Source organism: Buttiauxella sp., from assembly GCF_049686335.1.
GTDB lineage: Bacteria > Pseudomonadota > Gammaproteobacteria > Enterobacterales > Enterobacteriaceae > Buttiauxella.
On record NZ_JBAVHX010000015.1, the window covers coordinates 113,059 to 125,811 of the forward strand.

The 12,753-nt window shown below is 52.3% G+C and carries 11 protein-coding genes; 7 read left to right on the plus strand and 4 right to left on the minus strand.

The window, feature by feature from the left end; translation table 11 throughout:
* Window positions 1–141: 141 nt before the first annotated feature.
* Window positions 142–1,470 (plus strand): type II toxin-antitoxin system HipA family toxin YjjJ, encoded by a 1,329-nt coding sequence (gene yjjJ, locus WBL83_RS12880; protein ID WP_424589520.1) that lies wholly within the window; start codon window positions 142–144, stop codon window positions 1,468–1,470.
* On the opposite strand, the gene lplA is transcribed toward yjjJ, so the two are convergent.
* Together lplA and WBL83_RS12890 are read right to left on the minus strand one after the other, a co-directional pair.
* The gene (gene lplA / locus WBL83_RS12885; RefSeq protein ID WP_424589521.1) at window positions 1,467–2,483 is read right to left on the minus strand and encodes a lipoate--protein ligase LplA; all 1,017 of its coding nucleotides are present in this window, start codon (window positions 2,481–2,483) and stop codon (window positions 1,467–1,469) included. The two genes, yjjJ and lplA, sit on opposite strands and share 4 nt — an antisense overlap.
* Window positions 2,484–2,502: 19 nt before the next feature.
* Entirely contained in the window at window positions 2,503–3,153 is a 651-nt protein-coding gene (locus tag WBL83_RS12890) for a YtjB family periplasmic protein (RefSeq protein WP_424589522.1), read from the minus strand.
* Window positions 3,154–3,331: 178 nt separating this feature from the next.
* On the opposite strand from WBL83_RS12890, the gene serB reads away from it, so the two are divergent.
* The 3 genes from serB to nadR are packed head-to-tail and all read left to right on the plus strand — an operon-like array spanning window position 3,332 to window position 6,969.
* Window positions 3,332–4,309 (plus strand): phosphoserine phosphatase, encoded by a 978-nt coding sequence (gene serB / locus WBL83_RS12895; RefSeq protein WP_424589523.1) that lies wholly within the window; start codon window positions 3,332–3,334, stop codon window positions 4,307–4,309.
* Window positions 4,309–5,700 carry a DNA repair protein RadA gene (gene radA / locus WBL83_RS12900; protein ID WP_424589524.1) on the plus strand — a complete coding sequence of 464 codons (1,392 nt, stop codon included), beginning with the start codon at window positions 4,309–4,311 and terminating at the stop codon, window positions 5,698–5,700. The genes serB and radA overlap by 1 nt, the downstream gene beginning before the upstream one ends.
* 36 nt (window positions 5,701–5,736) lie before the next feature.
* Complete coding sequence (gene nadR / locus WBL83_RS12905; protein WP_424589525.1) at window positions 5,737–6,969, plus strand: multifunctional transcriptional regulator/nicotinamide-nucleotide adenylyltransferase/ribosylnicotinamide kinase NadR; 1,233 nt, start codon at window positions 5,737–5,739, stop codon at window positions 6,967–6,969.
* 97 nt (window positions 6,970–7,066) lie between these two features.
* Here the strand turns inward: nadR and ettA are convergent, their stop codons facing one another.
* The gene (gene ettA, locus WBL83_RS12910) at window positions 7,067–8,734 is read right to left on the minus strand and encodes an energy-dependent translational throttle protein EttA (RefSeq protein ID WP_424589526.1); all 1,668 of its coding nucleotides are present in this window, start codon (window positions 8,732–8,734) and stop codon (window positions 7,067–7,069) included.
* A 231-nt stretch (window positions 8,735–8,965) separates the two neighbouring features.
* On the opposite strand from ettA, the gene sltY reads away from it, so the two are divergent.
* On the plus strand, window positions 8,966–10,900 hold the full coding sequence (gene sltY, locus WBL83_RS12915) for a murein transglycosylase (protein ID WP_424589527.1): 1,935 nt from the start codon (window positions 8,966–8,968) through the stop codon (window positions 10,898–10,900).
* Window positions 10,901–11,078: 178 nt separating this feature from the next.
* Window positions 11,079–11,408 carry a trp operon repressor gene (gene trpR, locus WBL83_RS12920; protein WP_424589528.1) on the plus strand — a complete coding sequence of 110 codons (330 nt, stop codon included), beginning with the start codon at window positions 11,079–11,081 and terminating at the stop codon, window positions 11,406–11,408.
* Here trpR and yjjX read toward each other — a convergent pair.
* Window positions 11,405–11,920 carry an inosine/xanthosine triphosphatase gene (gene yjjX / locus WBL83_RS12925; protein ID WP_424589529.1) on the minus strand — a complete coding sequence of 172 codons (516 nt, stop codon included), beginning with the start codon at window positions 11,918–11,920 and terminating at the stop codon, window positions 11,405–11,407. The genes trpR and yjjX overlap by 4 nt on opposite strands.
* A 51-nt stretch (window positions 11,921–11,971) precedes the next feature.
* On the opposite strand from yjjX, the gene gpmB reads away from it, so the two are divergent.
* Complete coding sequence (gpmB, locus tag WBL83_RS12930) at window positions 11,972–12,619, plus strand: 2,3-diphosphoglycerate-dependent phosphoglycerate mutase GpmB (RefSeq protein ID WP_424589530.1); 648 nt, start codon at window positions 11,972–11,974, stop codon at window positions 12,617–12,619.
* The last annotated feature ends 134 nt before the right edge of the window (window positions 12,620–12,753 follow it).

A 12,753-nucleotide genomic window follows, 5' to 3' on the forward strand; every position in this document is an offset into this window, starting at 1 on the left:
GATTCAAAAAGGGTGCTTCGGCACCCTTTATTTGTTCATAGTATCTATTCACTTAAACTCCCTCAATCTTCATACCTGCTTTACCTTTCAAATATATAGCGCTATAAATCTATTCAAGTATCTATTCACGAATCTATTCACATGAGCGCTCTGACTGATTTATTACTCCACGGGCCACAAACTGCAAATTTATTGCGGCAGCGTTTGGGTGTCAGCCAGGCGACGTTTTCACGTCTTGTAAATGCTCAGAACAATGTGATTAAAGCGGGCGCCGCCAGAGCAACTCGCTACGCTCTGCGGCGTCCTGTTCGTCAGATTCAGCAGTTCCCGTTGTGGCAAATTGATGATGTCGGGCAGGCGTGGCGCTTCGGCGAGTTGTATCCCATTTGGCCGCAGGGGAGTTGTCTGGTCATTCTGAATAATGGTGCAGCGCAGTGGTTTGACGGGATCCCTTGGTATTTGACCGATCTTCGCCCCCAGGGTTTTTTGGGAAGAATGTGGGGGCGCAAATTAGCGCAGCAAGCGGGGTTACCGGAAGATATTCGCTTGTGGCAGGAAGAGGATGTTCTACTGGCGCTGTCACAGCAGGTATCGGAAAACCTTGGTGGTTGGCTGGTTGGCGAGGAAAGCTATCGGCGCTGGTTTGAAACGCCTTTGCCGTCAGTCATTCCTGAGGCGGATAAATTATCTGTCTATAGCGAACGGGCGAATAACGCACTTGCGGGTGATATTGTCGGATCGTCGGCGGGGGGCGAACAGCCTAAATTTACCTGTTACGCACAAACTACGACCGGGCCGGCACAGGTCATCGTTAAATTTACCCCGTCGCTACAAAACGAGAATAGCCAGCGCTGGTCTGATTTACTTTATGCTGAAGCCTTAGCGCTCAGCATTCTGGCTCAGGCCGGAATCCCCGCCTCGACGGCAAAAGTTCTGACCAATACGCAAGGGCAAACATTCCTTGAAGTCATTCGTTTTGATTGTATTGGCGCGCAGGGCCGCAGAGGAATTGTCTCACTAGAGGCGGTGCAGAGTGAGTTTGCCAGCGGGGCACAGCATTGGCCCGTCACGATGGAAAAATTACTCGCCCAAAAGTCGGTTGAACCTGCAACTCTACGCCTGACGCAACGCATCTGGGCGTTTGGCCGGTTAATAGCCAACAGCGATATGCACGCAGGGAATCTTTCGTTCTATCTTTCTGATATGCCGCTGCGCCTGGCGCCTGTCTACGACATGCTACCCATGGCCTTTGCCCCGAACAGCGCCGGGAATATGCGCAGGGAACGGGTAAAACCGCAGATTGATCCCGTTGTCCCGCGCGAGGTGTGGTTGGAGATGGTGCCTTTTGCTCGCCAGTTCTGGCTTGAAGCAAGCCAGAAGCAGGGGATTAGCGAAAGTTTCCGTGAGCTGAGTTGTGCGATGGCTTCAGAAATGGATGCGGTAGAAGCCAGCGTGAAACGTCTTGCCTAACGCACCGTCTGCGCAATCCACGCGCTCATTTCACGCAGTTCCATTTCTTGTTCCGGGAAATCGGCAATCAGCGTTTCACATTGCTGTTGCAACATCTCACTGCGATACAGGCAACCCTGCAAACGGGCAGCCAGCGCTTCAAGAGGCGCGGGATTCAGGCTGTCGGTGAATATTTGCGTGCGGGTGATATGACCTTTCTCCACATCAAAATGCAGTTCAACACCACCCCAGGTAAAACGCTGATCCAGCAAATGACTAAAAGCCGGTGCCTGGCCGAAATTCCATTCCCAACTGCTTTGGCGGGCAAAGGTTTCTGCAAAACCAGGTAGGTCTGGCAGGGCATCTGGGGAGATGTGTTCCGCCTCGACACGCTCACCGTAATAAGCAAAGAAAGAGTCGCGCACCGCATCGCATATTTGATCGTGGGTCAGGCCCGGCAGCAGATCGCTGAGGTTTGCCACGCGACCGCGGACTGACGTTATGCCTTTGGCCTGAAGCTTTTTTTTATCTGGATTCAGATAATTTGCCAGGCGGCTCAAATCTGCGTTAAGCAATAACGTGCCATGATGGAAACCCCGATCCATAGTCTCTTTGTACGCTGAGCCCGAAACTTTACGCACCCCTTCAGGTGTCGCGACTTCCAGATCGTTGCGTCCGGAAGCGCTGGCACTGATGCCCAGAGCGTTAAGCGCATTGACCACAATGGCCGTCGACACGCTCTTGTCGTATTCCGGTTTTCCCGCCATAAACGTGAAACAGGTATTGCCTAAATCGTGGAACACCGCGCCACCGCCGCTGCTGCGTCTGGCCAGTCGCACGTTATCTTCTTCCATGCGTCGGGTATTACACTCTTTCCACGGGTTTTGCGCCCGACCAATAACCACCGTATCCGCATTGCGCCATAAAAACAGCACGCGTTGAGTGGCTGGCATCTGGCGGAAAATACACTCTTCCACCGCCAGATTGAACCAGGGATCGTAAGAGTCTGAAATCAGCAGACGTAATGTAGACATGGTAGAAATCCTTTCTTACTTAGGGTTTATTGGCGCTCTGCTCTTCTTCGTCTTCTTTAACTTCGGTATTCGCCGTCAGAAGGAAAGGAGACTGTTGCCAGCGCGTGCGTTTGCCCTGCAATAGCGTGCGCGCCAGCACAATGCCAATGGCCAGCGCCAGTAACATCATCAGGCGCAGAATGTTCGTAGTGTTATCCACTTGTTTCGCTTCAGTGGGCAGCGTGTGGGTATCGAGCGTGATCCGCAGGTAACCGACGGGACCATCTTTATCTTCAATTGGCTGAACAATTTGCTGATTAAAATAACTGCCGGCTTTTTTGCCATCGAGGGCGAGCCGGTCACGTACTTCGATCCCTTCACCTGCGCGTATCACGAGGCTGCCGCCACTGTCATAAACACTGGCATCCAGGATCCGGCTGTCCTCAGTCAATAATTTCAGCACTGTTGTGATCTTTTTCTCATCGGGATTTTCAGATTTCATCAGCGGAATCAGGTTATAGCTCACCTGGCGCGCCAGTGTTCTTGCCAGTTCTTCAAGTTGTACGTTTCGGGCTTGCTGATGCCCCTGGCTAAACCACGATGCGCCCTGCATCAGCGCGACTAAAAGTGCGAGGCAGATAAGCACAATCACTGCACGATGCAGCCTAAATTTCATTTTTGCCCGAGCCATAATGCACCTTAGAAAAATTGCCGGTTTTACTGCACAGTTTAATGTTGCCAGAAGCTGTGCTGACAAGGTAGCCTCATGCGTTGTTTTATACCCATCATCCTTCAAGCTGCAGCCAACACCCCGGCAACTCGAAGGCTAATCGGTATACTCTGGCCTTTATCTTTATTCTGGAGCTGTGATGCCAAATAGTCTGACCTGGTGCGACTTGCCGACCGACGTATCTCTCTGGCCTGGTTTGCCGCTATCGTTAAGTGGTGATGAAGTTATGCCACTCGATTACCGTGCTGGCCGCAGTGGCTGGCTGCTGTATGGTCGGAATCTGGATAAAGCGTGCCTGAATCGCTACCAACGTAAGCTGGGCGCAGCAATGGTTATCGTGACCGCATGGTGTGTTGAAGACTATCAGGTGATTCGCCTGGCCGGTTCATTAACGCCACGCGCGACAAAACTTGCCCATGACGCCGGCCTGGATGTCGCCCCACTGGGTAAAATCCCGCATTTGCGTACCCCAGGTTTGCTGGTCATGGACATGGACTCCACCGCCATCCAAATCGAATGTATCGACGAAATCGCGAAACTTGCTGGCACTGGCGAAATGGTGGCCGAAGTTACCGAACGTGCGATGCGTGGCGAGCTGGACTTTGCTGCGAGCCTGAAACAACGCGTTGGCACGCTCAAAGGTGCGGATGCCACTATTCTGCGCAAGGTTCGTGATGAACTGCCGTTAATGCCAGGGCTGACGTCGTTGGTGCTAAAACTCGAATCACTGGGCTGGAAAGTCGCGATTGCTTCCGGTGGTTTCACCTTCTTTGCCGAGTATTTACGCGACAAACTGCATCTGGATGCGGTCGTCGCCAATGAACTGGAAATCTGCGACGGCAAGCTGACGGGCGAAGTCACCGGTCAAATTGTTGATGCAAAATTCAAAGCCGAAACGTTGATGCGTCTGGCCGATAAATATGAAATTCCGGTCGCGCAAACCGTCGCCATTGGCGATGGGGCGAATGACTTACCGATGATTCAATCGGCTGGTCTGGGGATTGCTTTCCACGCGAAACCTAAAGTGAATGAGAAAACCGAAGTCACCATTCGTCATGCTGATTTGATGGGCGTATTCTGCATTCTGTCCGGTAGTCTTATCCAGGAAGAACGCTAATGGCGAAAGCTCCAAAACGTGCATTTGTCTGCAATGAGTGCGGTGCAGACTATCCTCGCTGGCAGGGGCAATGCAGTGCCTGCCATGCATGGAATACGATCACAGAGGTGCGCATTGCCGCCTCTCCGACGTTTGCGCGTAACGAGCGTTTGTCAGGATATGCCGGCAGTGCGGGCGTCAGTAAAGTCCAAAAACTTTCTGATATTAGCCTTGAAGAACTGCCGCGTTTCTCTACCGGTTTTAAAGAGTTTGACCGTGTGTTGGGTGGCGGTGTGGTGCCGGGTAGTGCCATTTTGATTGGTGGTAACCCTGGTGCCGGTAAATCGACGCTACTGCTGCAAACCCTGTGCAAACTCAGCGAACAGATGAAAACGTTGTACGTCACAGGCGAAGAGTCGCTGCAACAAGTGGCGATGCGTGCTCACCGTCTGGGGCTGCCGACCAATAACCTCAATATGCTTTCGGAAACTGGCATCGAGCAAATCTGCATGATTGCCGAAGAAGAAGCGCCAAAACTGATGGTTATCGACTCCATCCAGGTTATGCACATGGCTGATGTTCAGTCGTCGCCGGGCAGCGTGGCGCAGGTGCGTGAATCTGCCGCTTACCTGACGCGTTTTGCCAAAACGCGTGGTGTGGCGATTATCATGGTCGGTCACGTAACCAAAGACGGTTCGCTTGCCGGGCCAAAAGTCCTTGAGCACTGTATCGACTGCTCGGTGATGCTCGATGGTGATGCCGATTCCCGTTTCCGTACTCTGCGCAGCCACAAAAACCGCTTTGGCGCGGTGAATGAGCTGGGCGTGTTCGCCATGACGGAGCAAGGTCTGCGCGAAGTGAGCAATCCTTCTGCCATCTTCCTGAGTCGCGGCGATGAAGTCACTCCCGGTAGTTCGGTGATGGTGGTGTGGGAAGGTACGCGCCCATTGCTGGTTGAGATTCAGGCGCTGGTGGACCAATCCATGATGTCCAATCCGCGCCGTGTCGCGGTAGGGCTTGAACAAAATCGCCTGGCTATTTTGCTGGCTGTTTTGCACCGTCACGGTGGCCTGCAAATGGCCGACCAGGATGTGTTTGTTAATGTGGTGGGCGGTGTGAAAGTCACCGAAACCAGTGCTGACCTGGCATTACTGCTGGCGATGGTTTCCAGCCTGCGCAACCGTGCATTGCCACAAGATTTAGTGGTGTTTGGTGAAGTCGGACTGGCGGGTGAGATTCGTCCAGTGCCAAGCGGCCAGGAACGTATTTCTGAAGCGGCAAAACACGGATTTAAACGTGCCATTGTGCCACAGGCGAACGTGCCGAAAAAACTACCGGAAGGGATGCAGGTCTTCGGTGTGAAAAAATTGGCTGATGCACTCTCAGTGTTTGACGACTTACAAGACTTATAATTGAATAATCGCCCAATTTTGCAGGAGGCAGGCAACATGTCGTCTTTTGAGTACCTGAAGACCGCTATTCGTCAGCAGAGCGTGACTCTGCAGCAAGTTGCAGAAGCCTGCGGTATGACCAAGGGTTATCTTAGCCAGTTACTGAATGCCAAAATCAAAAGTCCAAGTGCACAGAAACTGGAAGCATTACACCGTTTTCTCGGGCTGGAATTTCCCCGTCGCGAGAAAAAAATCGGCGTCGTGTTCGGCAAGTTTTATCCACTACATACCGGCCACATCTATTTGATTCAGCGGGCTGCAAGCCAGGTTGATGAGCTTCATATCATCATGGGCTATGACGAAACCCGCGACCGTTTGTTGTTTGAAGACAGCGCTATGTCCCAGCAACCGACAACCGGTGACCGTCTGCGCTGGCTGCTACAGACCTTCAAATATCAGAAAAACATCCGCATTCATTCGTTTAACGAAGAAGGGATGGAGCCGTATCCGCACGGTTGGGATGTCTGGAGCCGCGGGATCAAAGCTTTCATGGAAAGCAAAGGTATCAACCCCGACTGTATTTACACTTCCGAAGAAAGTGATGCGCCGCGCTTTATCGAACAGCTGGGTATTGAAACGGTGCTGATCGATCCGAAGCGCACGTTCATGAATATCAGCGGTGGGCAGATCCGCGAAAACCCGTTCCGCTACTGGGAATACATTCCAACGGAAGTAAAACCGTTCTTCGTCCGAACCGTCGCTATTCTCGGCGGCGAATCGAGCGGTAAGTCGTGGATGGTGAATAAGCTCGCCAACATTTTTAATACCACCAGCGCCTGGGAATACGGTCGTGATTACGTCTTCTCGCACCTGGGCGGTGATGAGATGGCGCTGCAATATTCTGACTACGATAAGATTGCTATTGGCCATGCTCAGTACGTTGATTTTGCAGTGAAATATGCTAATAAAGTGGCGTTTATCGACACCGATTTTGTGACTACTCAGGCGTTTTGCAAAAAGTATGAGGGGCGTGAACACCCGTTCGTGCAGGCGTTGATCGACGAATACCGTTTTGATCTGGTGATTTTGCTGGAGAACAATACGCCGTGGGTGGCGGATGGTTTACGTAGCCTTGGAAGCGATACAGACCGGAAATCATTCCAGAATCTGTTGGTGTCGATGCTTGATGAAAACAACATCAGCTATGTGCATGTGGAGGAGTCTGACTACGATTCCCGCTTCTTGCGCTGTGTGGATTTGGTGAAGGGCTTGATTGGCGAGCGCCAGTAAAACAACCCTCACCCCGGCCCTCTCCCTGAGGGGGAGGGCGTTAACCGGGCGGTTCCCTCTCCTGGGGGAGAGGGTTAGGGTGAGGGCTTTACAACAACTACTTCGTTACGCGCTTGTACTTGATACGCTTAGGTTCCAGCGCATCCGCACCCAGGGTGCGTTTCTTGTACTCTTCGTACTCCGTAAAGTTACCTTCAAAGAACTCCACTTTGCCTTCATCCTGATAATCCAGAATGTGCGTGGCGATACGGTCAAGGAACCAACGGTCGTGCGAGATAACCATTGCACAGCCTGGGAATTCCAACAGGGCGTTTTCTAACGCGCGCAGGGTTTCGATATCCAGGTCGTTGGTTGGTTCATCGAGCAGCAATACGTTACCGCCAACTTGCAGCAGTTTCGCCAGGTGCAGACGGCCACGTTCACCACCGGACAGCTCACCAACACGTTTACCCTGGTCAACGCCTTTAAAGTTAAAGCGGCCAACGTAAGCGCGGCTTGGCATTTCGGTGTTACCGACACGCATAATATCCTGGCCGCCGGAAACTTCTTCCCACACGGTTTTGCTGTTATCCATCGCGTCACGGAACTGATCGACGGAAGCCAGTTTCACGGTTTCGCCCAGCTCAATGGTGCCGCTATCAGGTTGTTCCTGACCGGACATCATACGGAACAGCGTTGATTTACCCGCGCCGTTCGGACCAATGATACCCACAATCGCGCCTTTCGGTACGGAGAAGGACAGGTCCTCAATCAGCAGGCGATCGCCGTAGGATTTACGCAGATTGGTTACTTCAACAACTTTATCGCCCAGACGTGCACCTGGTGGAATAAACAGTTCGTTGGTTTCGTTACGTTTCTGGTATTCGGTGTTGTTCAGTTCTTCAAAGCGAGCCAGACGAGCCTTGCCTTTAGACTGGCGGCCTTTAGCGCCCTGACGAACCCACTCCAGTTCCTTCTCAATGGATTTACGGCGAGCCGCTTCCGTTGAGGCTTCCTGAGCCAGACGAGCATCTTTTTGCTCAAGCCAGGAAGAGTAGTTACCTTCCCACGGAATACCTTCACCGCGGTCAAGTTCCAGGATCCAGCCCGCAACGTTGTCGAGGAAGTAACGGTCGTGGGTAATTGCCACAACGGTGCCTTCGAAGTCGTGCAGGAAGCGCTCGAGCCATGCCACGGATTCAGCATCCAGGTGGTTCGTTGGTTCGTCGAGCAGTAGCATGTCAGGTTTTTCGAGCAGCAGGCGGCAAAGTGCCACACGGCGACGCTCACCACCTGACAGGTTAGCGATTTTCGCATCCCAGTCTGGCAGACGCAGCGCATCAGCAGCACGCTCCAGTTGCACGTTCAGGTTATGGCCGTCGTGCGCCTGAATGATTTCTTCAAACTTGCCCTGTTGGGCAGCCAGTTTGTCGAAGTCAGCGTCCGGCTCAGCATATTTAGCATAGACTTCGTCGAGGCCTTTCAGGGCATTAACCACTTCAGCCACGGCTTCTTCAACCGATTCACGAACGGTATGTTCCAGGTTGAGTTGCGGTTCTTGCGGCAGATAGCCGATTTTCAGTCCAGGTTGTGGACGAGCTTCGCCTTCGATGTCGGTATCAATGCCGGCCATAATGCGCAGCAGCGTGGATTTACCGGAACCGTTGAGACCCAGTACGCCAATCTTGGCGCCAGGGAAGAAACTGAGGGAGATATTTTTCAGAATATGACGTTTCGGCGGAACAACTTTGCCGACACGATGCATGGTATAAACGAATTGAGCCACAGTGCGACTTCGCCTCTTTTTCGTGATGTAAGATGGTACATATCAGTGGCGAAGTGTAGCCGTTTTCGGCAGTTAATCCCAGCAGGGGAAGTGGGATGTGTTACCCGAAACAGCCTTAACGCTTTTATAGACAAAATAACGCCCTCTGGCGTGGCGAAACTGCAATACCAGGGTTAGCATGAAGTAATTAATGGCGGCATGATGCTGCCCGTGAACATGTGAGGAGAACTTGTGGGGAAAGCCAAACAAGTCGTGGGGCAATTGCTGGTAGCAGTTGTAGGCCTTACGGCATTAACTCATGCAGTTCGCGCGGATTCGCTCGATGAGCAACGCAGCAGATATGCGCAAATCAAACAAGCGTGGGATAACAAGCAAATGGATGTGGTGGCGCGAATAATGCCCACCTTGCAAGATTATCCGCTGTATCCCTATCTCGAGTATCGCCAGATTACTGATGACTTAATGAATGAGCCAACGCTCGTCGTCAGTCGCTTTATCGAAGCCAACCCAACACTGCCTCCAGCGCGTACGCTGAAATCCCGCTTCGTGAATGAACTGGCACGTCGTGAAGACTGGCGTGGCTTGCTGTCATTTAGCCCGGAACAACCGGGCACCACTGAATCTAAATGCAACTATTACTACGCAAAATGGAATACCGGGCAGACGGATGCCGCGTGGGCAGGGGCGAAAGATCTCTGGTTAACCGGGAAAAATCTGCCTTCGAGCTGCGATCGTCTGTTCTCCGCATGGCGCTCTTCAGGTACACAAGATCCTTTAGCTTATCTGGAACGCATTCGTCTGGGGATGAAAGAAGGCAATACTTCGCTGGTGACGAATCTCGCAAGCCAAATGCCTGTGGAATACCAGACTATTTCTAACGCGCTGATAAGCCTGCAAAATGACCCGAATACAGTGCTGTCGTTTGCCCGCACTGTTGGTGCCACAGACTTTACCCGTCAGGCAGCGGCGGTCGCGTTTACACGTGTTGCACGTGATGATGTAGAAAATGCTCGCATGATGATCCCGTCACTTGTTCAGGCGCAGCAGCTTAACGACGCTCAGGCGCAAGAGCTCAGAGACACCGTCGCCTGGCGTTTAATGGGGAATGATGTCACGACAGACCAGGCTGCCTGGCGCGACGATGCAATCATGCGTTCGGAGTCGACAAGTCTGGTGGAACGGCGTGTGCGTATGGCGTTGGGAAATGGTGATCGTACCGGTCTGAATACCTGGCTTGCGCGTTTGCCAATGGAAGCCAAAGAGAAAGATGAATGGCGTTACTGGCAGGCGGATTTGTTGCTTGAACGTGGCCGTAATGACGAAGCAAAAGAGATCCTCAGCTCGCTAATGCAGCAACGTGGATTCTATCCGATGGTGGCCGCTCAGCGTTTAGGGGAAGAGTATCCGTTGCGTGTCGATAAAGCGGTTGCGGTGAATCCGGCATTGGTACAGGGGCCTGAAATGGCGCGAGTTCGCGAGCTGATGTACTGGAACCTGGATAACACTGCGCGAAGCGAATGGGCGAACTTGATCACCAGTCGCAGCAAACCTGAGCAGGAAGGATTAGCGCGTTACGCATTTGATCAAAACTGGTGGGATCTCAGCGTGCAGGCGACGATCGCCGGTAAACTCTGGGATCATCTGGAGGAACGCTTCCCGCTGGCTTACAAAGACATTTTCTCCCGCTATGTGAGCGACAAAGATATCTCTCAAAGCTATGCCATGGCGATTGCACGTCAGGAAAGCGCCTGGAACCCGAAAGTGCGATCGCCTGTGGGTGCCAGCGGGTTAATGCAAATCATGCCGGGAACCGCAACGCATACCGTGAAGATGTTTAATATTCCGGGCTACACCAGTACTAACCAATTGTTAGATCCGGAAACCAATATCAACATTGGTACCAGTTACTTACAGTACGTTTCTCAGCAATTTGAAAATAACCGTATTTTCGCTTCTGCTGCCTACAATGCCGGACCTGGACGAGTCAGAACCTGGCTTGGTAATAGCGCTGGACGCATTGACGCAGTGGCGTTTGTCGAGAGTATTCCTTTCTCGGAAACGCGCGGATATGTGAAAAACGTGCTGGCTTATGACGCGTACTACAAATACTTCATGGGTAAATCAGCTCCACTACTGACTGATGCGGAGTGGCAACGCCGTTATTGATTTTAAGGGCGCTATCCCCATTCGTATTCGAGTTGCAGGCAGGCGGCAAGAGAGGTTATCCCCAGGAGCTTACTTTAGTAAGTGACTGGGGTAAGCGAGCGAAGCCAACGCCCCTGCGGCTTGAAGGATGACGGGGATATGTTATGCTGTCGTACTAGTTGAATAGTATGGCGGCAACATGACTCAGCACTCTCAATACTCGGCAGAGCATGCCGAGCAAAGCAATCAAGAGTGGCTCCGCTTTGTGGAGTTGCTACAGCAATCGTTCGATAAGCAGTTGCATATGCCGCTGTTGATGTTGCTGCTGACACCAGACGAACGTACCGCCCTCGGGACTCGCGTCCGCATTGTAGAAGAGTTATTACGTGGTGAGATGAGCCAGCGTGAACTTAAAAATGAATTAGGTGCGGGGATTGCGACGATTACGCGTGGGTCAAATAGCCTGAAATCTGCTCCCCCAGCATTACGTGCCTGGCTGGAGCAAGAATTGTTAGGCGGCAAAAACTAAAGATAAACGTCGTTATGAAATGGACTGAGCGCCAAAATAATCGCCTGGTGGTAAACGCTACTGCGAGTTAGCTTCCCGGCGGTAAACACCCCGATCGCACCCTCTTTACGGCCAATTTCATCAATACCGGTATAGGCCGACATCACAGGCCCTAACGCTTCTCCAGCGCGTACTTTTTCCAGAATAATTGCGGGTAGCGGGAGAGTGGCTGAACGGGCTTCACCACGCTGACTCTGGTTTTCAATGACTACCCAGCTAAATGTACTGTCATCATCAATCCCTGCTTCAACCGCCACCCAAAAATCTGCTTCTGGACGAACCTGACGGGCATTCATCACCCGGCATCGTGCGCCAGTTCGCGTTTCATGGTTTCCAAAGGGCTGTTCCGGCACACCACTATCGACGGAGACAGGTTCAATATGGCAGCATCCCTCACCATAGATGTCGTCGAAAGCCTGGTGAATTGCCTGAATTTTAGCTGGATTGGTTGTCGAGCAGACGACATGGTACATAATCAGTGAAACTCTCAAGAAATTGTTGCCGCAGTATAACGGAAAAAACGCATGTTACAGGTATACCTTGTTCGCCACGGCGAAACGCAGTGGAATGCAGAACGTCGCATTCAGGGCCAGTCAGACAGTGCGCTGACTGAAAAAGGGGAACGTCAGGCCGAGCAGGTGGCTGAGCGTGTCAAAACGTTAGATATTACGCACGTGATCTCCAGCGATTTGGGGCGTACCCGCCGCACCGCTGAGATCATCGCGCTGGCATGTGGCGTAGATGTGACGCTGGATGCGCGTTTGCGTGAGCTGGATATGGGCGTGTTAGAACGCCGCAATCTGGACACCCTCAACGAAGAGGAGGAAGGCTGGCGTCGACAACTGGTGAATGGCACCGCTGATGGACGCATTCCTGAAGGAGAAAGCATGCTGGAAATGAGCGAGCGTATGCACGCGGCGCTGAATGCCTGCCTGGATTTACCGTCTGGAAGCCGTCCATTACTGGTCAGCCATGGTATGGCTTTAGGTTGCCTGGTGAGTACGATTCTGGGATTACCGGCCTGGGCTGAACGTCGCTTACGTTTAAGAAACTGTTCGATTTCCCGTGTTGATCACCAGCAAAGCCCGTGGTTAGCTTCCGGCTGGGTGGTTGAAACGGCAGGGGACATCTCGCATCTGGACGCCCCTGCGTTAGACGAATTGCAGCGTTAACGACGTATACCCATCATCCTTCAAGCTGCAGGGGTGTTGGCTGCACTCACTTACCCCAGTCACTTACTCAAGTAAGCTCCTGGGGATAAGTTCCCTTACCGTCTACCTGCAACTCGAATGCTAAAGGGTATTGT